21 protein-coding genes and 3 tRNA genes are annotated in these 24,568 nt (G+C 48.9%); 4 read left to right on the forward strand and 20 right to left on the reverse strand.

Translation table 11 applies throughout. The features are described 5' to 3' along the window. Positions 1-300: 300 nt before the first annotated feature. The 3 genes from DFR27_RS08245 to DFR27_RS08255 form a co-directional block, all read right to left on the reverse strand. Complete coding sequence (locus tag DFR27_RS08245; protein WP_121876996.1) at positions 301-786, reverse strand: DUF6702 family protein; 486 nt, start codon at positions 784-786, stop codon at positions 301-303. Positions 787-854: 68 nt separating this feature from the next. Beyond that, positions 855-3,278: a M1 family metallopeptidase gene (locus tag DFR27_RS08250; protein WP_245962634.1), complete on the reverse strand. Its 2,424-nt coding sequence runs from the start codon at positions 3,276-3,278 to the stop codon at positions 855-857. A 91-nt stretch (positions 3,279-3,369) separates the two neighbouring features. Next, positions 3,370-4,005, reverse strand: coding sequence for a hypothetical protein (locus DFR27_RS08255; protein WP_121876997.1), 636 nt, complete (start codon positions 4,003-4,005; stop codon positions 3,370-3,372). A 176-nt stretch (positions 4,006-4,181) separates the two neighbouring features. Between DFR27_RS08255 and DFR27_RS08260 the strand changes: the two genes are divergently transcribed. From DFR27_RS08260 to dapE, 3 genes are read left to right on the forward strand one after another with little or no spacing between them, the layout of a single operon-like run. Further along, positions 4,182-4,529: an ArsC/Spx/MgsR family protein gene (locus tag DFR27_RS08260; RefSeq protein ID WP_121876998.1), complete on the forward strand. Its 348-nt coding sequence runs from the start codon at positions 4,182-4,184 to the stop codon at positions 4,527-4,529. Between the two features lie 16 nt (positions 4,530-4,545). Further along, a complete protein-coding gene (locus tag DFR27_RS08265) occupies positions 4,546-5,556 on the forward strand; it encodes a DapH/DapD/GlmU-related protein (RefSeq protein WP_121876999.1) in 1,011 nt (336 codons plus the stop codon). 14 nt (positions 5,557-5,570) lie between these two features. Continuing rightward, on the forward strand, positions 5,571-6,698 hold the full coding sequence (gene dapE / locus DFR27_RS08270) for a succinyl-diaminopimelate desuccinylase (protein ID WP_121877000.1): 1,128 nt from the start codon (positions 5,571-5,573) through the stop codon (positions 6,696-6,698). On the opposite strand, the gene DFR27_RS08275 is transcribed toward dapE, so the two are convergent. From DFR27_RS08275 to DFR27_RS08325, 11 genes are all read right to left on the reverse strand, one after another. Further along, positions 6,676-7,479 (reverse strand): class I SAM-dependent methyltransferase, encoded by an 804-nt coding sequence (locus tag DFR27_RS08275; RefSeq protein WP_211327607.1) that lies wholly within the window; start codon positions 7,477-7,479, stop codon positions 6,676-6,678. The genes dapE and DFR27_RS08275 overlap by 23 nt on opposite strands. 149 nt (positions 7,480-7,628) lie before the next feature. After that, positions 7,629-8,399: an MBL fold metallo-hydrolase gene (locus DFR27_RS08280; protein WP_121877001.1), complete on the reverse strand. Its 771-nt coding sequence runs from the start codon at positions 8,397-8,399 to the stop codon at positions 7,629-7,631. A 3-nt stretch (positions 8,400-8,402) separates the two neighbouring features. Beyond that, positions 8,403-9,455 (reverse strand): outer membrane protein assembly factor BamC, encoded by a 1,053-nt coding sequence (gene bamC / locus DFR27_RS08285; protein WP_121877002.1) that lies wholly within the window; start codon positions 9,453-9,455, stop codon positions 8,403-8,405. 19 nt (positions 9,456-9,474) lie between these two features. Then, positions 9,475-10,353, reverse strand: coding sequence for a 4-hydroxy-tetrahydrodipicolinate synthase (gene dapA / locus DFR27_RS08290; protein WP_121877003.1), 879 nt, complete (start codon positions 10,351-10,353; stop codon positions 9,475-9,477). 78 nt (positions 10,354-10,431) lie between these two features. After that, positions 10,432-11,469, reverse strand: coding sequence for an aldo/keto reductase (locus DFR27_RS08295; protein ID WP_121877004.1), 1,038 nt, complete (start codon positions 11,467-11,469; stop codon positions 10,432-10,434). A 4-nt stretch (positions 11,470-11,473) separates the two neighbouring features. Beyond that, a complete protein-coding gene (gloA, locus tag DFR27_RS08300; RefSeq protein WP_121877005.1) occupies positions 11,474-11,881 on the reverse strand; it encodes a lactoylglutathione lyase in 408 nt (135 codons plus the stop codon). Between the two features lie 9 nt (positions 11,882-11,890). Next, a complete protein-coding gene (locus DFR27_RS08305; RefSeq protein ID WP_245962635.1) occupies positions 11,891-12,700 on the reverse strand; it encodes an MBL fold metallo-hydrolase in 810 nt (269 codons plus the stop codon). A 25-nt stretch (positions 12,701-12,725) separates the two neighbouring features. Next, positions 12,726-13,913, reverse strand: a complete 1,188-nt coding sequence (fabV, locus tag DFR27_RS08310; protein WP_121877006.1) for an enoyl-ACP reductase FabV — start codon at positions 13,911-13,913, stop codon at positions 12,726-12,728. Between the two features lie 156 nt (positions 13,914-14,069). Beyond that, positions 14,070-15,719 carry a dihydrolipoyllysine-residue acetyltransferase gene (gene aceF, locus DFR27_RS08315; protein WP_121877007.1) on the reverse strand — a complete coding sequence of 550 codons (1,650 nt, stop codon included), beginning with the start codon at positions 15,717-15,719 and terminating at the stop codon, positions 14,070-14,072. A 14-nt stretch (positions 15,720-15,733) separates the two neighbouring features. Beyond that, positions 15,734-18,388, reverse strand: coding sequence for a pyruvate dehydrogenase (acetyl-transferring), homodimeric type (aceE, locus tag DFR27_RS08320; RefSeq protein WP_121877306.1), 2,655 nt, complete (start codon positions 18,386-18,388; stop codon positions 15,734-15,736). Positions 18,389-18,627: 239 nt separating this feature from the next. Continuing rightward, complete coding sequence (locus DFR27_RS08325; RefSeq protein WP_121877008.1) at positions 18,628-19,707, reverse strand: AI-2E family transporter; 1,080 nt, start codon at positions 19,705-19,707, stop codon at positions 18,628-18,630. Positions 19,708-20,076: 369 nt separating this feature from the next. On the opposite strand from DFR27_RS08325, the gene DFR27_RS08335 reads away from it, so the two are divergent. Then, entirely contained in the window at positions 20,077-21,546 is a 1,470-nt protein-coding gene (locus DFR27_RS08335) for a M48 family metalloprotease (RefSeq protein WP_121877010.1), read from the forward strand. Between the two features lie 96 nt (positions 21,547-21,642). On the opposite strand, the gene nadA is transcribed toward DFR27_RS08335, so the two are convergent. From nadA to DFR27_RS08365, 6 genes are all read right to left on the reverse strand, one after another. Continuing rightward, the gene (gene nadA, locus DFR27_RS08340; protein ID WP_121877011.1) at positions 21,643-22,680 is read right to left on the reverse strand and encodes a quinolinate synthase NadA; all 1,038 of its coding nucleotides are present in this window, start codon (positions 22,678-22,680) and stop codon (positions 21,643-21,645) included. 105 nt (positions 22,681-22,785) lie between these two features. Next, positions 22,786-22,861, reverse strand: a tRNA-Lys gene (locus tag DFR27_RS08345). Between the two features lie 31 nt (positions 22,862-22,892). Further along, positions 22,893-22,968 (reverse strand) — tRNA-Lys (locus tag DFR27_RS08350). Between the two features lie 34 nt (positions 22,969-23,002). Then, positions 23,003-23,078: transfer RNA gene (locus DFR27_RS08355), tRNA-Lys, on the reverse strand. 135 nt (positions 23,079-23,213) lie between these two features. After that, positions 23,214-23,996, reverse strand: coding sequence for a tetratricopeptide repeat protein (locus DFR27_RS08360; RefSeq protein WP_121877012.1), 783 nt, complete (start codon positions 23,994-23,996; stop codon positions 23,214-23,216). 14 nt (positions 23,997-24,010) lie between these two features. Then, complete coding sequence (locus tag DFR27_RS08365; protein ID WP_121877013.1) at positions 24,011-24,535, reverse strand: OmpA family protein; 525 nt, start codon at positions 24,533-24,535, stop codon at positions 24,011-24,013. Between the last annotated feature and the right edge of the window lie 33 nt (positions 24,536-24,568).

Here is a 24,568-nt window from a genome sequence, read left to right on the forward strand (position 1 = left end):
CTTTCTTTCGAATTAACGAGTAACTTGTTTCGATAATCTTTGTTGCGACTATCTCTACAAGTACCCACACGTATTGTCTGATTGATTGTTAAAGAGCGTTGCTTCTCGTTCGAAGCGGATGTGAATTATACACATCTAAACTTCACTGTAAACCCTTGTTTTTAAAGTATTTTAAAATAACTAAAAAAAGGGTTTTAAGACTGACAAATAATCGTCTGTGTCCGTGAAAGTGCGCGCAGTATAACGACTCCTGAAGCAATGTAAAGCTCCGAAGAATAGTTAGTTTTGCTTACCTGTGAATTAATCCGGCTGAAGCGCAAGAACTGCACGTTGAGTCTCGCGATTTAAGGTTGCGCTCGCTACTACTTTTTGCGCCGCTAGCGTGGTTACCGTATTCACCTGATCAGGCTCAATTTCCACTAAGACCTTTTGCTCTACGATCACTTCCTCAGGATGATGATCGCCAAGCTGGTATTGCTGGTACATCCACACATAACGAATATCGCTTTCAGCACCAACCCATTCCAAGTCAACGGTACCGAGTTCAGGTAGCGCCAGTTTGAAATTCATCGCAAGATAAGCCTTTAACTCTTCATCACCCACTGCGATATCAGTTCCACCGTTTATTGCTACAGCGATATCACGAATAAAGTATTTATGCACAACTTCTAAAACGCGTTCATTTTCATTCACGCTAATCTCGGTGAGACCGAAGTGATATTGGTGGGCATTCGCCCCCATAGTTGTGAGCATCAACAACACTAGCGCAATCAAATTCTTCATCATTCATTATTCCAATTGTAAAAAAAGGGAGCTTAGACTCCCCTTTTTTTAAGTTAAGTGCTTAGGAAGCGTTACTCTTCCGTTGCTTCTTCCTCAGAAGATTCCTCTTCATCAGCTTTTAGCTCAGCGGCCCAATTTTCCATCATGTTAGGACTGCGCTCTCGCTTGAACAACTGAAGACGAGATTCGACAATTTGCCGCGGATAATGATTGTTCGCCACATCAATGTCTGCCGTTTCCCAATGCGGGTCGAGCACAACTTGCGTCAGTATCTTTTCCGCAGGACGCACGAACATCTTCGAGACGTTATTCGCGTTACGCGACCAAACCTCAGCAGGAATACGAACCTCTTCCTTAGCACCGTCGTCGTAATGCATCTCAATAATTAGCGGCATAACCAAACCACCGAGATTACTGAAGTCGATGACATAAACGTTGTTATCAACTAGCAGCAGGTCACGCTCCCAATCCTCAAGACCTTCGACCAGTGAGTTATAGGCATTGCGATCGGCATTAGTTGTAGTGAAACGGTCATGCTCATTGTAGAAGTCAAGGAGTTGGTCCTGCTCTTCCACTTTACGGGGCATGCCATCGTTACGCTGACGTGTTATAGATAGCGGCTCTTGAGCAAATTTCGCACGCGCGAACTCTTCTTCAAGATCGGGATTGCGAGTATCGATTGAGAACGCGCGAACGTTATCAACGGAAATATCTACCGCGTCAGTTGTGTAGAACCAACCGCGCCAGAACCAATCCAAATCAACACCCGAGGCATCCTCCATAGTACGGAAGAAATCGGCTGGCATTGGGCGCTTGAACTTCCATCGCTCCGAATACTCACGGAACGCATAGTCAAATAGTTCACGACCCATGATCGTTTCGCGTAAAATATTTAGCGCCGTCGCCGGTTTACCGTAGGCATTGTTACCAAACTGCAGAATTGACTCCGAGTTGGTCATAATTGGCACTTGGTTTGGCGAACGCATGTAGTCAACAATCTGACGAGCTTCACCACGCTGCTCATTGGCATCAATGGTATCTTCCCACGCCTGTAGCGCAAGGAACTCAACGTAAGTGTTCAACCCCTCATCCATCCAAGTCCATTGACGCTCATCAGAGTTGACGATCATTGGATAGTAGTTATGGCCAACCTCATGTATCACCACACCTATCAAGAACCACTTAACCCCTCGACTGTACGTTCGCGCCATAATTTCTTCTGGCGTGACAACCCCATCTTCCATCTCAGCTTCTTCATCAATCACTGGACGCGGACCATTAAAGGTCATCATAGGGTATTCCATTCCACCCACAGGACCATTTACCGAAATAGAAACTGGGTACGGATAGTCGAAAGCATACTTATTGTAATGCTCCATGGTATGAATGATGGCAGCCGTTGAGTAGCGATCAAAAATCGGCATACCTTCTTGCGGGTAATAGGACATCGCCATAGTGTCTGTGCCACCGCTTTTGTAGCCCTGCGCATCCCAAACAAACTTCCGACTAGACGCCCAAGCAAAGTCTCGCACGTTTTCCGCTTCGAATTCCCACGTCTTAGTATTGGTCGCACGCGAAGATTCATTCTCAAGCGCCTCCTCTAAGGTGACAATGAATACCGGGCTATCTGCCGTCTTTGCCTCGGTTAATCGGCGACGCTGCTCAGCGCTAAGAACATCCCTGGGATTCTGTAGAACACCAGTGGAGGCAACAATATGATCGGCAGGCGCTGTAATCTTCACGTTATAGTCGCCAAACTCGACTGCAAACTCCCCTGAGCCCAAGAATTCTTTATTCTGCCAGCCGCTTACATCATTATAGGCGGCCATTCGCGGGTACCACTGAGCAATCTCGTAGAGGTAGTTGTCGTCTCGTTCAAAGTACTCGTAACCGCTTCGTCCACCGAGTACCTTTTGCTCAAAAACATTGTAGCTCCAGTCAATGCCGAACTCGATCTTCGAACCACTCTTAAGCGGGGAATCTAAATCAATTCGCATCATTGTCCCAACAATAGTGTGAGACAAAGGGTTGCCGCGACGATCGGCTACTTTGGTAATCTTATACCCACCGTCAAAAGACTCTGCCGTAAGAATGTTACGTAAGCCATAGTAAGAAAACGTATTAGGGCCATTTCCTTCGGTATTCGTTGTTCTAACTAGATTGGCATTCGAATTAGGCTCAAATCGGTTTTGATCCAACTGCACCCAAAGGTAGGTCAAATCATCCGGAGAGTTATTGGTGTAAGTGATTTTCTCAGAACCAATAATGCGCTGATTTTCATCATCTAGGGTCACCTCGATATCGTAATCAGCCTGCTGCTGCCAATATTCATGCCCAGGCGCTCCCGCTGCGTTACGATAGCTGTTAGGCGTTGGAAGAAGCTCGTCGAGCTGACGGAATTTATCGCCGGAAACACCCAAATTATCGGCCGCGAATAATTGCAACGGAAGGGTCAGCGCCCCAATCACAATTGGAATCAAAGTCATTTTTTTCATACAGGTCTCGCAGAAGTAGTTGCTTACGGGCAAGCAGCGCCCACAAATCTCTTGTGGATTATGACGCTTTTATAAGGAAATAGAAAGCTGGCTAGCTGCGCTTAAGCAATGGCGTTGCAGGAGAAATACGAACCAGTGTTGTGGCGTTGATGGAGGAGGACTCAATGAGCCAAAGATCACTATCCCACAACGAAGGGGCTAGTGATAATACCGCAGTCTGAAGCGCACCACTATCATGGCTATCGGGGACCAACATGAATGCCTTGCTGTTGTCAAAACACTGAGGGCAACTCTGGTCGATATCGAATACACCTTTGTTTCCGCAGAGCGCATTTAAGTGAGCAAGCGATCTCAGCCCCTCAAACGCGCTAAAAAGCTGTGCCCGAAGTCCAGCATCACAACTTAACATCCAGATGAACTCTTGCTTAGCGAAACGTTGCTGAGCAAATTCCGACGGTGGTTCGCCGGTTAACACAACAGTACGCATTACCGGAGAGAGCCCTTCATAAGCCTGCGCCAAACCCGCGAGAAGCCCCTCTACAAAAGGTTGAGAAACCGCATGAATAAGCAGATCACTTTCACAGAGACGCTGCACAATGACTTTTGCTAACCGTCGTCCATCTGACGCACTAGCCGCTCTAGACAACTCGACAACGGTAGCCACCGTGGGACCCGTTCGAAACAACGAACCGTTGACATTAGCGAGCTTTGGAATGGTATTAGGCACGTGTTTAACTTCTTAATTCTAAAATCTATTTCACATAAGTAAAACACCGTATGCCATCACTGTAAACTCTTTTTAGTACTATAGCCAAAACGACTAACACCAGAAACTTTCCGTCAATGTAAGACGGGTCAATCTGCGGTATAATTGCTACTTTTGTTAATCAAGCGAGATAATCCATGAAGCTTTGGGGAATTAAGAACTGCGACAGCGTTAAAAAGGCTTTAAAACAGTTAGCGGAGCTTGGGCAGCCCGTTACCTTTGTATGCCTTCGTAGCGAAAGTATCAGTAAGGACCTTTTGGCGCTGGCTATTGAGCAGCTTGGCATTGAGAAAATCATCAACAAGCGCTCTACCACCTGGAAGCAGCGTACAGACGAACAAAGATTACGCCTCCTCGCTGCCGATTTAGACGAAATTCTCGCTGAGCCAACTATCATCAAGCGTCCACTCATTAGTTATCAGGACCAATTTTATATCGGTGTAACGGACGCGCTTGCTAATCAACTAACCAGCACACAAGCTTAAACTTCAGAGATTACTTATGACTACTATTTATGCATACGGAATAGGCATTGCCACCAAAAACCAGGCTGGTGAAATTATCGAAGTATTTTACCCACAACCCGTTTTAGCCCCCTGCCAGGAGGAGCTTGAAGAAATCAATGCCATTGGGCTTTCGGACGGCACTAGTGTGTTAAATGAATTTCAACTCACAAGTCTTGCGGCAAGCGATTATCTTCCTATTGCAACGCTAATTGAAAGCCTCAAAGACGCTCGTAAAACCATCGTTCTCAGCATAGCTCAGCAAGATAGTGCACCCGCGGATGTGGGTACCGCATTCCTAAAGCTTCACCTACTATCTCACCGCCTCGTTAAACCTCATGAAACCGTACTCGATGGCGTATTCGGTATCCTACATAATTTAGCTTGGACCTCCGAGGGGCCGATAGAACTCAATGAACTGCCAGCGCGTCAATTACAAGCCCGTTTAGAAGGCCGCGCACTAAGCGTTAACTGCATCGATAAATTCCCTAAAATGACCGACTACGTTGTACCAAGTGGCGTTCGTATCGCTGACGCCGCTCGCATTCGCCTAGGCGCCTATATTGGCGAGGGCACCACCGTTATGCACGAGGGTTTCGTTAACTTTAATGCTGGCACAGCCGGCCCGGCCATGATTGAAGGTCGAATCTCAGCAGGGGTTTGGGTGGGCAGTCATTCAGATCTCGGCGGTGGTAGCTCAACCATGGGAACCCTATCAGGCGGCGGCAACATTGTTATTTCAGTGGGCGAACACTGCCTTATTGGCGCTAACGCCGGCACAGGCATTCCACTTGGCGATCACTGCACCATTGAGAGCGGCCTCTACATCACGGCCGGCACCAAGATCCAGTTAGTAAATGACGAGGGCACTCAAGGCGACATCATCAAGGCTAAGGAGCTGGCGGGCCAGAACCATCTACTATTTCGCCGCAACTCACAGAGCGGTGCGGTTGAATGCCATACCAATCTCAGCTCCATTGAGCTAAATGACATGCTCCACAGCAATTAATCCTCGAGGCACTTATGTCACCCACTATTGAGCTGTGCAAACAGTTAATTGAACGACAATCCGTCACTCCTAACGATGCTGGATGCTTTCCGCTGATCCTTGATCGCCTCGAGAATTTCGACATAACGGTTACTCGCCTGGACTGTGAGGATGTTGAGAATATCCTCATCACCATCGGCGACGAAGGCCCGCTGTTAATCTTCCTGGGGCATACTGATGTGGTACCCACCGGTCCGGAGTCAGAGTGGCGTTATCCGCCATTCGAGCCCACCGAAGAAGGCGACCTGCTCTTTGGCCGAGGTACCGCGGACATGAAAGGTAGTATCGCGGCATTCATTACGGCAACTGAGCGTTTTTTGGCATCAAAGCCCATGATGAAAGCGCGTTTCGGCATTTTGCTAACGAGTGACGAAGAGGGTGCCGCCGACTACGGCATACGCTACGTTGCGCCTGAGCTTCAACGCCGGGGCATTGATATCGACTACTGTTTAGTGGGTGAACCTTCAAGCACTAACAAGCTTGGAGACGTCATTAAAAACGGCCGTCGCGGATCACTCGGCGCCACGCTTAAGGTCATTGGCAAGCAAGGTCATGTAGCCTACCCTCAGCTCGCCGACAATCCTATTCACAAGGCCATGCAAGCCTTAAGTGATTTGGTGGCGACTGAGTGGGACCAGGGCAACGATTTCTTTCCGCCAACGAGCTTCCAGATTTCTAATATTAACTCCGGTACCGGCGCGACCAACGTCATCCCGGGTGATATGGAAGTTGTTTGTAATTTCCGTTATTCCACCGAAACTACGGCGGAAGAACTAAAAGCACGCGTAGAAGCGGTACTGACGCGTGCGGAGCTAAATTACGACATCACCTGGAAGTTAAACGGAGAGCCATTCTTAACGGCCGAAGGCGAATTAGTTGAAGCCTGCGTCCAGAGCGTAGAAGAAATAACCGGAAGAAGCCCTAACCTTTCTACGTCAGGTGGCACCTCTGACGGCCGTTTTATCGCGCCACTGGGTGCTCAAGTAGTGGAGTTAGGGCCACTGAATGCAACCATTCACCAAGTGAATGAAAACGTCAGCATGTCCGACCTAAACCAGCTCAGCGAAGTCTATGAAGCAATTATTCGCCGTCTGATGACCTAAACTTGCCAGGTGCCATTGATCTGATGGCGTAAATATCGAAACGCCCAGACTTACCTGTTAGGGATTGACTGGGCTTTCGGTTTGCTAAAAACGGCGCGCCCTTCGGACGCTTCACTACTACTCGATGGCTAGCAAGTTCTAACGCCTTAGTCAGCAATATATCAGCATCATCGTCGGTACCAACTAACTGATGAAATGCAGTCATCTCTTTTTTGACGGCGGCAGATTTCTTGCGTTCCGGGAACATGGGATCGAGGTAAACCACTTCGAATGGCTGCAGCGCTAGCTCAGAGGCATCGGCCTTCACTAAACTCAATCTCTGGGCAATAGCTTGTGCCTCCTCACTGACTGACGCTCGCTTTAGGCCGTCAGCCAACAACGCATGCACGATAGGTTGTCGTTCAACCAGCGTAACCTCGCTTCCTAGCGATGCCAAAACGAATCCATCTCGACCAAGGCCGGCTGTCATATCAAGTACCTTGGGCAATACTCTTGGTGACAATCCACAAGCTTTTGCCACCGCCTGACCAAAACCACCGCCGTGCTTTACTCGGTATTGCATCGCGCCGCCAACAAAATCAACGAACACATCGCCCTGTTGCTGCTGAGGGAAATGGAGACTGAGCCGTTCTCCAGACCAACGTAAGGCAAGCTCGTCTTCACTCTGAGCTACCACCTCAAGCGCAAGCTCCGCTGCGAGCTCCGAAACTAAGGAATCCTGCTCCTCTGCGTTGATCAAATGCCGAAGGGTAACCACATCATTCTCACTGTAAATATCCAAGTTATCTGTGCAAAAGCTTGTGAGTAAGTTACCACAAACTGTTTGAAAACCAGTAATTACGGGCTTTAAGAGCCTATGCCTAACACTCAACCAACCGACACAAATAATCAGCCAAGCATACCGCCTTGACTGCGTTCACTAGTTAACGCTTATGCTGGGTGCGCAATCTCTAGCCAATCAAAGCCCTGCCGTTGGCTAGCTATTTGAATTCTATCAATGGTTGAGCTCAAGGGCGCCAGCATCTCAGCAACCACCTCCGAGCAATTATTCTGCTCACTTATGTGCCCCGCCACGAGTAATTGTAAGCGCTGATGGTCTAGCTGCTGAACAAAATCGAGTGCTTGAGCGTTATTCAGGTGACCGAATTCCCCTCCTACTCGTCGTTTTAGAGATGCTGGGTAGGAGCCAGTACGCAGTCGTTCCACACAGTGATTAAACTCTATTAACAAGCCATCCAAGTCACTGACGACCTCTGCCACATGAGCCGAGATACTGCCTAAGTCAGTCAGTACCCCAAATCTTAATCCGTCGTACTCGAAGACAAACTGGACTGGCTCGCGGGCATCGTGTGGCACTGCAACCGGATAGACGCAAACCTCTTCAATCTGCACTGGCGAGTGGCTACAGAGAAAATTTAGCTGCGGAACCTCAGTCTGGGGTTTAGCATGCCAGGTTCCCACAGTAGTATAAATTGGCAACTTATAGCGCCTAGCCAGCTTAGATACGCCACCTATATGATCGGAATGTTCGTGAGTGACTAAAATAGCGGTAAGAGAAGATAGATCAAACGCAGCCTCAGCGGCACGCGCTTCGATAGTTTTGAGGTTAAACCCACAGTCGATTAAAAGCCGAGTAGCGCCACACTCTATAACGGTAGCATTTCCTCGGCTTCCACTGCCTAATGAAGCAACTCGAATCACAGCTTAACGTAGTTGATTACGAGTTTTCTCGAGCACTTGGCGAGCTAAATCTGCAGCAATCTCAGATCCAGGCTGCGTCACTGAGACATTAACCTGGCCATCAATATCCTGCACCAAAAGCTCAAGCTCGGTCACTTGGATGGTTGCACTAGAGCTGAACAAATTAGCAAAAAAACCATTTTCGTGGACCGCGCCTTCGGGCTGAGGGTGATACTGAATACTAATAGTGCCGTCTTCACGGTTTCGAGTAACTACCGTCATGTCGACACCAGGAATAGATCCTAACAACGACGCCCAGGCACGATCGAAGTCGACGCTGAGCAGTAATGTTGGCGGTGTGGCATTCGGCATCATTCTAGATTTAGGCGCGCCACCAATCTGTTGGGCCAGAAGTGAGACGGTTTCCGCATCCGTTTGCGACGCCAAAGCATTAGCGATTTCATCAACCATCCAAGATTCCCGCGAATCATCTACCGAGTTCGCAGGCCATGCTACCGATGACTCATCCGCATCTACCGCTGCACGACTATGTAGCACCCTAACCTCAGTAGTGGTAGCTTGGTATCCTGGCTCAACGAAGATTTTGAAACGATCTTTGTTCGCTTCATCATCGTTGAATTTTAGCCAGACAGTTTGAATTTCTCCCGTCTCTGGGTTCGCTTCAACCACATCAATACCTGAGCTATTCATCCAAGCTCTAAGTCTGGGCCAAACTGCAGAAGCCGAAACGTTAATATTAATCCAACGGCGTTCACCTAGACGCTGAATTTTAACCTTCTGCAGATCGCGCTCAACATTCAACGGAACGGGTGCTGGGATAATAAAATCCCCATCCTCATCAGCGAGGTCAACTTGCTTTGGAACTTCAGGCACTACAAATAGATCTCTAATTCTTTCGTCACTATAACCCTGCGGAACCTGAAGCGGCTCAATAGCGGCAGCAGTTTGATAATCCTCTCCTTTGTCACGAAAATCATTCTCATAACCAAAGAAACTACATCCAGACAGCAGAGCAAGCGAGCCTGCTAGCGCGGTAGTTGATACAACTTTTATCATTATTTTAACTCCGAGCAGCTTAGCTAATACTGGCTGCTTCTTTTAGTGCGCTCTTAACCACGCCATGAAATTTTGAATCCAGTGTTGTTAGCGGCAAACGCATCGTTGCTTCGCAACGCCCCAACTGACTTAACGCCCATTTTACGGGAATTGGATTGGCCTCAACAAATAAATCGCGATGCAAGGCTGACAACTTAGCGTCGACGGCCTTTGCTCCTTCGGAATCTCCCGCAAGCGCTAATTCACAGGCCTTAGACATTAATTTTGGCGCAACGTTCGCGGTGACCGAAATATCTCCCTTAGCACCCGCCAAGATAAGATCTATAGCCGTTGCATCATCACCCGAATAAACTACAAATCCCTTTGGCGCCGCTTTCACCAGCTCAATGCCTCGCTTAAGCTCACCGGTCGCGTCTTTAATGCCAACAATATTTTCAATTGTAGCCAAACGCAGCACTGTCTCATTCGACATATCTACCGCGGTTCTCCCAGGAACATTATACAGAATCAAATCCCCCGGACAGGCCGCAGCAACGGCCTGATAGTGTTGGAACAATCCTTCCTGCGTTGGTTTGTTGTAGTAAGGCGTTACTAATAGACAGGCGGCTACACCGAAAGCTTGCGCTCGGGTAGTTAGATGTATTGCCTCGCGAGTAGAGTTAGCACCAGTACCAGCAATGATGGGAACTCTCGACCCCACTCGCTCCTGACAAAAACGAATCACCTCAAGGTGTTCATTCACATCAAGCGTCGCGGACTCTCCCGTTGTTCCAGCAACCACTAAGCAATGAGTACCTTCGGCCTCGTGCCAATCCACTAACCGGGCAAGTGCTTCATAATCAACCTCACCGTTTGCTGCCATTGGGGTTACTAGGGCAACCATACTGCCACTAATCATCAAGAAGCTCCTACGCTACATTCAATCGACGAGACATCATAATTTTTAGCTCGCCTAATAACAAGGTACGAGCGGTTATTAAGGTGATGGGTTTGGGTTATCGACATGAATATCGTCGATGGCTTGGAGTTGATCCTGACTGAGCATCAACTCACAGGCCTGAAGGTTTTCCCTAAGCTGGGCCATGGATGTGGCACCAATAATGTTACTGGTGAGAAAGGGGCGAGACATGACGAATGACTGTGCTAGTGCTAGCAGCGTCATTCCCCAGCTAGCTGCAAGCTGATGGTAGTCCTCTACCGCTTTCAAGCCGCGTTCGCTCTCATAGCGCCCCATCCTTCCAAATAGTGCCTTTCTGGAATTAACTGGCAGCTCGCCGTGACGATATTTACCCGTTAGATAGCCCTGAGCTAACGGGGAGTAGGCCAGCAGCCCCACATTCGAGCGCATTGAAAATTCCGCCAAACCTTGCTCGAACGTCCGATTCACCAAACTATAGGCATTCTGAATCGAGACAATGGGCTCGCGATTGCTCAGTCCCGCTATACGCAACGCTTCATGAACACCCCAAGCCGTCTCATTGGACACCCCAATGTGACGAACCTTACCTTCATCTACCAGCTCATAGAGCGCCGAGAGCGTCTCGGCTAAACTTATCTCGTTGCTTTGCGGCGCGCTAAAGCGTTGGGCAGACCCGAAGAGCGGCACTCGCCTATCGGGCCAGTGTAATTGATAGAGGTCAACGTAGTCCGTATTCAGGCGCGTTAGACTCCCCTCAATGGCTTGTCGGATATGATTCCTGCTCAGACGACTTTCTTCACCGCGAAACCAATCCATCTTGCTTCGCCCTACGACCTTGGTGGCCAGGACAATTTGGTCCCGAGTTCCGCGCGCCTTGATCCACTTACCAATGATTGTCTCAGTAGACCCCTGCGTCTCGGCCTTAGGCGGAATAGAATAAAGCTCTGCCGTATCAAATAAATTAATGCCTGCCTCAACAGCATAATCCATCTGCTCGAACGCCTCGGCAGCGGTATTTTGTTCTCCGAAGGTCATGGTGCCAAGACAGACTTTTGACACTTTCAGGTCAGACGCGCCAAGCTGGTTATATTGCATAATACTATCCGATGGAATTGGTCATTTGATCGCGCTGAATGAGTTCAATTTTGTAACCGTCGGGATCCTCTACAAAGGCAATATGTGTTGATCCGCCAAGCACTGGGCCGGGCTCTCTAACCACATTAGCGCCCGCTGCTTTCAGCTCCTTACTCAAGGCATAGATATCTGGGTGGGCAATGGCTAGATGCCCAAAGGCAGTTCCCATCTCGTACTCATCAACACCCCAGTTATAGGTTAGTTCAATCACCGCTGCGCCATCAGACTCCTCGCCATAACCAACAAATGCTAGCGTGTACTTATAGGCTTCATTGTCGCTCTTGCGCAACAGTTTCATGCCAAGTACTTCAGTGTAAAACGCAATTGATTTTTCTAAGTTGCCCACACGAATCATGGTATGAAGTAACTGCATAGTATTCTCCTAATTCAAGCGCCAGGTATCGGATCCTAGCAACCAGTGTTCTCCGTCTTGTTTACTCGCTTTGCCGTCTTCACACAGCTTAATGAGGTGCGCCGTTAAAGAGAGCCGTGCCACAGGCAAAAGCGCGGGATCTATGTCATCATAAACCCGTTCAAGTATCTGATCGAGTGTTAACCACTGATCACTCAGCACTCCTAACACCTTCTGCTCACGCGTCAAACGATGATGGATTAAACGCTCAATTTCATCATTTGGTTCAGTGATGACATCACCATGACCAGGGCCAATTGAACTCATTGGGTAATTAACTAGCGCACGAAGACTTGCCAAGTAGCTGGCCATGTGACCTGCGGGCGGAATAATTACAACCGTTGAGCCGTTCATCATATGATCACCGACAAACATCATCTTTGACTCTTGATGATAGTAACATTGATGATTAGCAACGTGACCTGGGGTATGGATAGCGGTGAGTGTGACACCAGGAATAGCGAATTCAGCGAGTTTGCTGACTGGAAGTAATGGCAAAGCACTTAATTCTTGATGACCGTCGTCCGGGCTTAAAGTCATCCCCAGAACTGGAGCACCGGTCATTCCTCTCAGGGCAGCGGCACCTGCAGCGTGATCTCGATGAGTGTGGGTCAATACGATTAGGGCAATATCCTCGTTACAGGAACGATAAAGTGCTTCGAGGTGCTCCGCATGATTGGGGCCGGGATCAATAACCACAAAGGGCCCTTTACCAAGGACCCAAGTGTTGGTACCAGGCCCCGTCATGGGCCCTGGATTTGGTGCAGTAAAGCACTGCACCCATTCCCCTTGCCGCGGCTGGGGCTTAACCAAGCTGGATGTCCGCGAGAGGACTCACATCCGCGTCGTAATCAACACCTTCTACCTCGAAGCCAAATAGACGCAAGAACTCCGTTTTGTAACCGGAATAATCACTAATTTCCTTGAGGTTATCAGTGGTCACTTTCGCCCAAAGCGCTTCAACTTCCTGTTGTACATGAGGGGTCAGTTCCAACTCATCAACACGGTAACGATTTTCGTCATCTAAACGCGGCGCTTGATTATAAAGACATTCATTGAAGAGGCGATAAACCTGCTCGATACAGCCTTCGTGAGTACCCTCTTCCTTCATAATCTTAAACAGCAGTGCCAGATAGAGTGGCATGATTGGAATGGCGGAGCTCGCTTGAGTGACCACCGCTTTCAACACACTAACATGAGCGGTTGCGCCGATGTTAGTGAGTTGCTCAGTGATGTCTTTTGCTGCGCGGTCCAAATCTTTCTTGGCCGCCCCAATAGTGCCATGCCAATAGATATCCCACGTGACACGCTCACCTAGGTAGGTATAGGCGGTGGTCTTAGCGTTATCCGCTAACACGCCAGCATCAGCAAGCGCTGTCATCCAACGCTGCCAGTCATCACCACCCATTACGGCAACAGTCTGATCAATTTCTTCCTGCGACGCTTGGTCTAATGAGAACTCAGTGATTTGATCTTTATTGGTATCTACGCCCTGCTTCGTCACCGATTGGCCAATTGGCTTTAACACCGAATTAAAGACTTCGCCCGTATCGGGATGCTGACGTCGAGGCGCAGCGAGTGAATAAACTACTAGATCAACTTGGCCAAAGTCCTCTTTGATTGCATTGATCACATCAGACTTCATTTCATTCGAAAAGGCATCACCGTTAAAGGAGCGTGCGTATAACCCCTCTTCTTCAGCCGCTTTATGAAAAGCTGCGGTGTTGTACCAGCCAGCAGTGGCGGTTCGCTTCTCAGAAGGTTCCTTTTCAAAAAAGACGCCCATAGTCTTTGCGCCTGCACCAAAAGCAGCGCTGATTCGTGAGGCCAAACCGTAACCGGTAGAAGACCCCAAAACCAATACGCGCTTCGGCGCTCCATCTATCTGCCCTTGGTTTTTAACGTAAGCAATTTGGTTGCGAACATTCTGCTCACAGCCAACAGGGTGGGCGTTAGTGCAGATAAAACCGCGAGTTTTTGCCTTAATTATCATAATTTAAATCTCTCGTACTAATACATAATGAGCGCATTATACACAAAGCTTTGCATGCGTGACTAGCAAGTCACTCACAGTTAGTAAGCAATAAAAAAGCGAGGCGCTTGCGCTGCCTCGCTTCAGACTTGGATATTTTGACCTATCGCCAACCGATTAGTTCAGAATTAACCTACGCACATCACTGAGTTCAGCAACAATAGTGGTCATAAATCGACCCGCGTCGCCGCCATTAATAGCACAATGATCATAACTAAGTGCCAACGGTAGCATTTGACGAGGTACGAATTCCGAGCCATTCCACACCGGCTTAATCTGCGCTTTGGACACGCCCAAAATGCCTACTTCCGGTGTATTCACGATAGGAGTGAAGCCTGTTCCGCCCATGGCACCCAAGCTTGAAACAGTGAAACAACCGCCCTGCATTTCGTTTGGCTTGAGTTTACCATCACGTGCCTTGATGGATAGCTCGATCACATCCGCCGCAATTTCCCACAGTCCTTTCTTGTCAGCATCCTTAATCACAGGCACCACAAGTCCGCGAGGCGTATCAACCGCCATACCAACGTTAACGTAACCCTTGGTAATTCGATTCTCCATCGCCGCATCGAGGGACGAATTGAACTTAGGATTCTGCGCCAGCGCCGAAGCGACAGCCTTAATTAAGAAAGCCACTGGAGTCACTTTCACGCCGCGTTTTTCACCCTCGGCCTTCAATGATTTCCGGAACTCTTCTAAGTCAGTGATATCTGCATCATCGAACTGGGTAACATGCGGGACATTCAACCACGAACGCTGCATGTTGAGGGCCGTTAACTTGTCAATTTTACTGAGCGGTTCCACTGAGATGTCACCGAACTTAGCAAAGTCAACGGTAGGGCGAGGCGGTATGCCTGTTGCACCACCAGCGACCGACGAGCTAGCTGCACCGCCTTCGGCAAGCTGCTTCATCGCGCCTTTTACAAAATCATGAAGGTCATCTTTCAAGATTCGGCCGCGCGGCCCCGTTGGCGAAATCAAAGTCAAATCAACACCAAGCTCACGCGCCAGTTTACGGACAGCTGGACCAGCGTGAGAGTCACGATTTGACTTCCCCGCTCCCGTGGCTGCTGGAGGAAGCTTAGCAGCTACTGGAACTGGAACATTTCGCACTTCCTTGGCTGCTGTACTTGCGGCAGCTGGAGCTGCGACGGCAGGCTCTGAGACCGCTGTTGCCGCACCCTCAACCTGCAAACTGCCAATGACTTGACCTTCGTTAACCTTGTCACCTTCATTCACAGAGAAGGCAATGATCTTGCCTGAATGCTCTGCAGGGATTTCCATAGAGGCCTTGTCTGTTTCCAAGACTATGAGTGAATCACCCTCACTGACTTCGTCGCCAACTGCAACACAGACTTCAATCACATCAACGCCGTCTGCGCCACCTAGATCAGGCACTTTAATTTCGAGCTCAGCAGGCGACGAAGCTGCAACGGCTACCGGAGCCGTCTCAACTTCTTCAGACGCTGCCGCGACCGCAGGGGCTGGCTGTACCGCCACCTCTTCAGCCGGCGCTGACTCAGCGGCCGCCGACGTTTCGATATCTACGCAAACGTCACCTTCATTTACCTTGGCACCTTCAGCAACGTGGATCGCCTTAACAATCCCCGCTACCGTTGACGGCACATCCAGTGATGCTTTGTCAGTCTCTACAACGATCAAAGAATCTTCGATTTCTACGCTATCACCAACTGCTACACACAACTCGATAACGTCGACGCCATCTGCGCCACCCAAGTCAGGGATTAGAACCTGTTCAATTGCCATTGATATGCTCCCCCTTAAACCGTGGTTGGATCAATTTTGTCGGCGTCAATGCCATAGCGCTTCATTGCGTCTTTCACTACCGAAGCCTTGATGTCACCTTGCTTCGCCAAACGATCTAGTGCAGCAATCACAATGAACCAACGGTCAACTTCGAAGAACTTACGCAACTTAGCACGGGTATCCGAACGCCCAAAGCCATCAGTGCCTAGTGCGGTAAATTCACGAGGAATAAACTGACCTAACTGATCACTGTAGAGCTTCATATAATCCGTTGCTGCAACCACAGGTCCGCGAGCCGAATCTAGCTGCTGTGTAATCCACGGCTGCTGTTGTTTCTTCGCTCCAGGGTGAAGACGGTTATGACGCTCACAAGCCAATCCGTCACGGCGAAGTTCATTCGCGGACGTCATCGACCAGACCGTTACATCAACATCAAACTCATCGCGTAGTAGCGTGGCTGCTTCACGGACTTCTCGAAGAATGGCTCCCGACCCCATGAGCTGGACGGCTAGCTTCTGCTTTCCAGTTTCTTGCTCGAGACGATAGAGGCCTTTGATGATTCCTTCTTCGCAATCCGCCGGCATTTCAGGTTGTGCCCAGTTTTCATTCATCGTGGTGATGTAATAAAACTTGCTCTCCTGCAATTCGTACATGCGGTGCATACCATCGCGAATGATCACCGCCAATTCGTATGCATAGGTTGGGTCATAGCTGATGCAATTTGGAATCGTAGCCGCCTGTAAATGACTATGTCCATCTTGGTGCTGTAGACCCTCACCATTCAATGTGGTTCTTCCTGAGGTTGCACCAATTAGGAAGCCGCGCGCCTGTGAGTCACCCGCTGCCCAAGCTAAGTCACCGATACGCTGGAAACCAAACATTGAGTAGTAAATATAGAAAGGCACCATCGGATAACCGTGTGTGGAATAGCTTGTAGCCGCTGCCAACCAAGCCGACATCGCGCCTGCTTCATTGATGCCCTCTTCTAGAATTTGACCCTTTTCATCTTCCTTGTAGAACATGATTTGGTCTTTATCGTGCGGGGTGTAACGCTGCCCCACCGAGGAGTAAATACCAACTTGGCGGAACAGGCCTTCCATACCGAAAGTTCGCGCTTCGTCAGGGACAATTGGCACGATTCGCTTACCAATTGTCTTGTCTTTAATTAGCGTAGAAAGGGCACGTACAAAGGCCATAGTGGTAGAGATTTCACGCTCTCCACTGCCTTTAGTTAGGTTACTGAATGCTGATAGCTCTGGCGTGGGCAATGTTTCCACTTCGTGAAGACGCTGCGGCAGTGTGCCACCAAGTTCTTCACGGCGCTTATTCATGTAAACCATCTCAGGGCTATCCGGCGACGGACGATAGTAAGGCACCGACTCAATTTCAGCGTCGCTTAGTGGAATATCGAAACGGTCACGGAAGTTGCGAAGATCCTCGATTGAAAGCTTTTTAACCGAGTGAGTATCGTTCATCGACTCACCACTTCCACCCATGCCGTAGCCTTTGACGGTCTGCGCCAGGATAACCGTTGGTTGATCCTTCGTTGCCACCGCCTGGGCGTAAGCTGCATAGACCTTGTACGGGTCATGTCCCCCACGGTTTAAATACATGATGTCTTTGTCAGATAGGTGTTCAACCATCTCTAACAACTCAGGGTATTTGCCGAAGAAATGCTCACGCGTGTAGGCGCCACCATTGTTCTTGTAGTTCTGCAACTCACCGTCACATACTTCGTCCATGCGCTTCTGTAGAAGACCTTTGTCATCAGCGGCAAGTAGAGGATCCCAATGACGCCCCCAGACGACCTTGATAACATTCCAGCCAGCACCACGGAATACGCCTTCGAGCTCCTGGATAATCTTGCCATTACCACGGACCGGGCCGTCCAGGCGCTGAAGATTACAGTTGATAACGAAGTTAAGGTTGTCGAGTTTTTCACGACCAGCTAGCGAGATACAACCTAAGGTTTCTGGCTCATCACACTCACCATCTCCAAGGTACGCCCAAACCTGACGATCTCCATGATCAACCAAACCACGCTTGGACTGGTATTTCATAAGGTGTGCTTGGTAGATTGCTTGAAGTGGACCCAAGCCCATAGAAACCGTAGGGAACTGCCAGTAATCTGGCATCAACCAAGGGTGCGGGTACGAAGAAAGTCCGTTGCCGTCTACTTCGCGTCGGAAATTATCTAGCTGTGACTCATCTAAACGCCCCTCAAGGAACGAGCGTGCATACATACCTGGCGAACTATGGCCCTGAACGAAAATGAGATCGCCCATGCGCTCGCCTTCGTTGCCACGGAAGAAGTAGTTGAAACCAACGTCGTAGAGTGTTGCAGCAGAAGAGAACGAAGCGATATGACCACCAAGGCCTTCATCGTTATCATTCGAACGCATTACCATCGCCAGTGCGTTCCAGCGAATGAGTGAGCGGATACGACGCTCGATGAACACATCCCCTGGCATTTTCCGCTCTTCGTCTAGCGGGATAGAATTGCGATATGGTGTGGTAACCGCCTGAGGCATCTTTATGCCCTGCCCAAAGGCACGATTCGAAAGTTGCTTTAATACATAAGCTGCTCGACCTCGGCCGCTACTTTGCAGCATAGAATCAAACGCATCCAACCATTCTTGAGTTTCGATTGGATCTAGATCTTCTTGAATTGACATTCAAATGTCTCCTTGGAACGAAACGACTAGCAATGAAGCATAGTCTCGACAACTAGCTTTCTCTCAGAAATTGAGGAAATTGCTATCAATTTATTATTGGTAGTATTTTTTCACAGAATAGTGGATATGCAAAATTAGATATTTTGAAAAATGGCTGCAGCCCAGTAAATACGTATCATGTCTTTTTCGACTACCGTATATGACTGGGCATTCATGTAACTTTTCTACAAGAATCAGGTGGACTCTTCGTTTGCGCGCTTCGCCTCGGAGGGCCACGAATTAATTAAGGCTTTTATCAAGGTGGCTAAAGGGATTGCGAAGAACACGCCCCAAATTCCCCAAAGACCACCAAAGATCAGCACGGCTGCAATGATCCCTACGGGGTGGATCTTAACCGCTTCCGAAAACAACAGTGGCACAAGCACATTGCCGTCTAGGAACTGAATAATTGAATAGGCGACGAAAAGCGCAAGGAGCTCGGTGGATACCCCCCACTGAAAATACCCCACCAACATTACCGGGATAGTAACAACGGCCGCCCCTAAAAAGGGAATGATAACGGATAGACCAACCAAAAAACCGAGCAACGCAGCATAACTCAAGCCAAGTACGCTGAAGGTAATGAAGCTCACAAGCCCCACGACAACAATCTCAACCACCTTACCCCGAGCGTAGTTGCCACATTGGGCGATAAATTCGCCCCAGATGGTAGTGAGGCGAGAGCGACGACTTGGCAAGAACCCCTCAAACCAGCTGCCAATAGCCGCCTGATCTCTGAGCATAAAGAACACTAAAATGGGTACCAGTACGAGATAGATCGCTACCGTCATCACCCCCTGTAAGCCACTTACGCTGTACGCCAATGCTTTCTGAGTCAACTGACCAACTTCGCCCGAGGCCGATGAAAACATCTCATCAAGGTGCGACCGAGATAAGTATTGCGGGTACTGTTCACTCAAATGAACAGCACCAGCTTGGAGCTCACCAACAATTGCCGGCGCAGCATTAACTAACGAACTAAGTTGTCGCCAGATTTCGGGAAATAGGACAAAGACTAAACCGACCATCACCCCTACGAAGACAGCGTAGACAAGGTAAACGGCGTACCCGCGAGCTAGGCCGATTTTGACCAGAGGCTTCACAAAACCATCGAGTAAGAAACTAATGACTACGGCTGCAAGTAGCGGAGCAATATAGGAACCAAGATAGGACATGATAACTATCGCGAGCAAAATAAGCGCAACGATAGTTAACGCCTCCTCTTCCGCAAAAACACGATCGAACCAAGACTTGATATGACCTACAAATGACATGAATTATCTTCCGATGATAGCGTTATAAGGAGTTTAAGAGCCTGCCGTTTGGCGGTTTCTATTCGTTGGCTCGCGAGGCAATAGCGGTAAGCGTCTGAGCACGACGATTCATCGCCGAACTCAAACTCACCCTCGATACCCACTTCGAGCGACTCTAGCATTTGCTTAAAGTACAACAAAGCAAGCGGACAGCGATACTGTGATAAGTCGAAATACCTTTCAGCCATGTAAAATGGAACCTTTAAGTGAGTTCATTGTCGGACTTTAACCAGTTCTTAAATTGAAGTCGACTTTTGCGTACTTCAGCACTTAACGAAACCATTCAATTTAGGTTAAAGTGTAGGCGGACCATAAAATTGTGAGATCTTTGTGAAACCATTTCTAAAACCTGTGTTTGTCAGTCTGCTACTTGCTCCAGTCCTGAGTTTCTCCACCCTAGCCACTGCTCAGCCTACTGAACTGCAAATTCCAGATATAGGCAGCACGGCCAGTGCGATGATGTCAGAACGCCAAGAGCGTGCGCTTGGGCAGGCATGGCTTCGTATGTTTCGCGCACAGGCTCCTACGGTAGAAGACCCATTACTGGTTAACTACACCACAAATCTACTCACAGATTTATCAACTACTAGCGATTATGGCCGCCGCCCTCTTGATCTGGTGATTGTTGACAGCACTAGTATCAACGCATTTGCGGTTCCCGGGGGTGTTATTGGCGTAAATTCCGGCCTGTTCTTTTCGGCACGAAATGAAGGTCAATTCGCCTCAGTACTTACTCACGAACTTGCACACCTAAGTCAAAAACACTTTCAACGCCGCGTGGAACAACAGCAGCAATCGGTAATTCCTATGGTTGCCATGCTACTTGGCAGCCTCGCGATCGCCGCGACAGCTGGCGGTGATGCCGGTATGGCAGCCATTATGGCAACTCAAGCCGCAGCGCAGCAAAATGCCCTGCGCTACTCAAGAGAAGCAGAGAGCGAAGCTGATCGGATTGGCATTTCAAACCTCGCGGCGGCCGGCTACAACCCCTTCGACATGCAAGACATGTTCGCCATTATGCAACGCCAAACTAGTGGCTTCGGCACGGCCATTCCCGAGTACTTAAGAACTCACCCAATGTCTGACCGTCGTGCCGCCGACGCAGCACTGCGCGCCCAGCAGTACCCGCCTATTATTGACGTAGATCGTTCTTACTATCATTTCATGCGCGCGCGAGCCTTCACTATTTCAACGCCAAACCCGCGTAGCTTAATTGCTAAATTCGAACGCCAAATTAGCGCCAACGCAGTGGATACCGATGCAGCGCGCTATGGCTTAGCCCTCGTCTATTCGAAGGATGGCGAGTACGACAAAGCCAAGTCGTTACTTGACGAAATCACTTACACGGGCGAACTTGAGGTAGTTCTCGATCTAGCTTACGTGGAAATTCTCCGCGACCAATCTCGCTTTGAAGACGCGCAGCTATTGATTGACCCATTAATGGAACGTCATTCAGATCAGTTTGCGGTTAGCTATGCGAATGCACAAAATCTCTATGACCTGCGTCGCTTTCAACAAGCCATCGTTGAGCTCGAATCACTCTCTAAGAGCAACCCCGAACATAGCGAAGTATGGTTTATGTTAGCCGAAACCTATGGTTTAGCGGGTGATTTGGTTGGTGTCCACAAGGCACGTGCCGAATGGTACACCCTCAATGGCGCCTTCTCACAGGCGGTTCGCCAGCTTGGCTTCGCACGCGATTTGATGAACCAACAGGGCTATCATGTGATTGACATTTCGCGCACCGAGGAACGAATGAGACAGATCAGAGAGCTGCAAGTAGAGTCCGAAAGACTATAAGCCTACTTTCAACTTAATACCTTCATTAAAAAGGCCCGAACTACCAGTAGATCGGGCCTTTTTATTTGGATCAGCTGCCGGCGTGGCGAAGAAGAACTATTTCAACGCTTTCGCAAAATCTAACATCCGTCGCAAAGGCAGCATGGCGCGCTCACCCAAGACAGGATCGACAAAGATTTCATTGTTCTCATGCAACAGCACCTGTTCAATTGCCTCCAGTTTATTCATCGCCATCCAAGGACAGTTAGCACAGGATCTACAGGTAGCACCATTGCCGCCAGTTGGGGCGATGATCAGTGTCTTTTCTGGCGCCAGTTGCTGCATCTTGTAGAAGATGCCTTGATCCGTCGCTACGATGAAGCGCTCATTTGGCATAGTCTGAGCCGCTTTAATAAGCTGAGAAGTAGACCCCACCGCATCGGCAATCTCTACCACTGACAATGGCGACTCTGGGTGAACCAAAACAGCGGCGTCCGGATAGACTGACTTAAGATCTAAGATCCCCTTAGCCTTGAATTCCTCATGAACAATACAAGCACCATTCCACATAAGCATATCGGCGCCAGTCTCTCGCTGAATGTAATTGCCTAAATGCTGGTCGGGGCCCCAGAGGATTTTTTCGCCCTTTAGGTGGAGACTTTCAACAATTTCAAGCGCGACCGATGAAGTAACCACCCAATCCGCTCGTGCTTTCACGGCCGCTGAAGTGTTAGCGTACACAACAACGGTTCGATCAGGATGCTGATCACAGAAAGCAGAAAACTCATCAATTGGACAACCAATATCCAAAGAGCAAGTGGCCTCAAGTTCCGGCATGTGCACGCGTTTATCTTGCGTCAAAATCTTCGCCGTCTCACCCATAAATTTTACGCCAGCGACAATCAGGCGTTCAGCATCATGATCGCGGCCAAAGCGAGCCATCTCAAGTGAGTCTGAGACGCAGCCGCCAGTTTCCTCAGCCAAGGCTTGAATCACAGGGTCAGTATAATAATGGGCAATTAAAACCGCGTTCTTCTCCTTGAGAAGCGCTTTAATACGCTGCTTAGTGGCGATATCAGCGGCACTCTCGTCGTTATCGACCTGGGTTGCCGCCAAATGGGCCTGTACAAATTCTCGGGTAGCTTGATTGGCCATAATACTTCTTTCTAATTGAACGTGTGTTGGGACGGCATTCTATCGCATAACCTAGTTATTCGACAAAAAAAATGCCGTTCACATGTGTGAACGGCATTTAGTATATGGTGGGTCGTGATGGATTCGAACCATCGACCAATTGGTTAAAAGCCAACTGCTCTACCAACTGAGCTAACGACCCAAGCGAAATTCGCTTAGTTTCAAACTAAAAATGGTGGGTCGTGATGGATTCGAACCATCGACCAATTGGTTAAAAGCCAACTGCTCTACCAACTGAGCTAACGACCCGGCGACAACGCGCGGTTTTTCTAAAAGTGCTAGGTGGTGGGTCGTGATGGATTCGAACCATCGACCAATTGGTTAAAAGCCAACTGCTCTACCAACTGAGCTAACGACCCAAGCGGCGCGTATAATAACCGCTACAAAAATAAAGGCAAGTGTTTTGCAGCAAAAACCAGAAAAAATCGTCTACAGACAACTACTTACGTCTGTTTCATGCCACCAATTAGGCTTACCTATTCGCTAAGCTTAGACTAAAAATTCTGCTCGAGTGCACGTTGCGCTAACGTCGCAGCTTGTCCAGTACCTTCGGCTGCACGCGTATAAAACGCTCTCGATTCTTCATACTGCTCTAGCATGTAATAAACGGTTCCAAGCTTATACAAAGCATCCTGCGCCTTTCGATGATCAGGAAAGAAATTGACCACTGAATTAAAACGCTCTCTAGCAACCTCTAACTCTCTATCAGCCAAGGCTATTTCACCTAGCCAGTAATAGGCATTGGCCGCTAAATCAGACTCGGGGAACGCCGACAAAAAGTCCGAAAAACGAGCCTTAGCACCAGCAAAGTCACGCTGACGAAGAAGACCGTACGCCGTATCGTAAGCCGCTTTAGCCTCATCAATGGAGCTACCGCCAGTTGCTACAACCGTGGTACTCGTTGCCGCTGCTGAAGCCGTTTCAGTAGCTTGTGAGCTACCATCCACCGTGGCACTACCAACAGCTCCCGTTTCTAACGCGGCTAAACGCTGATCAACGCCCATAAAGTCATCGAAACGCTGCTGCTCTAAACGACGAATCTCTTCGCTCTGCTCTTCGATTAGCCCGCGGAGCATTTGCACTTCGTTTTGAAGGCGTTGCATCTGAATATAAAACTGACCATTCACTTCAGACGATGCCGTGGCAGCTTCTTCAGCTGGTTCCTCAATAGGAACTACACCTACCGACTCATCAATTGGTATCTGCCCATACGCAAAAGGGGTTAGTGCGATAGCACCAACCCCAATCACCAATGAGCGCAAACGTGTTGCGTTCATAAACTACCTACTTCTTATAGTTCAAGTACTGCGCGGCGGTTCTTGCTCCACGCGTAGTCATTAGAACCATCAATAGCTGGAGACTCTTCGCCGTATGAAACTGCTTCAAGTTGAGCTGCTTCGACACCCTGGCTAGTCAAGTAACCGATTACTGCGTTAGCACGACGCTCGCCCAATGAGATGTTGTACTCGCGAGTACCACGCTCATCAGTGTGTCCTTGAATCACTGCCTTCTCGCCACTTACTTTCAAGTAGTTTGCCCAAGCGTTAAGCGTATCAACTGATTCAGACTTAAGTTCTGCATCATCGAAGTCGAAGAAAACTGTATCGCCAAAATTCATCACATCCATTTTAGCTGAGTCAATTTGCGCCTGACGTTCCTCGGCAGCAATCTGCTCTGGAGTCTTCTCTACTACTTGCTGCTGCTGCGCTGCCGCTGCATCGGCTGCCGCTTGATCATCCTGAGCTGGAGTACAACCCACTGCCAACGCGACAGCAAACATCACACCAGAAAGTTTCGTCAAAGATTTAATAGCCATTTTTTCACCCCTGTTTGGTTAGTTAGCACTAAC

Source organism: Umboniibacter marinipuniceus, assembly GCF_003688415.1.
Classification (GTDB): Bacteria; Pseudomonadota; Gammaproteobacteria; order Pseudomonadales; family DSM-25080; genus Umboniibacter; species Umboniibacter marinipuniceus.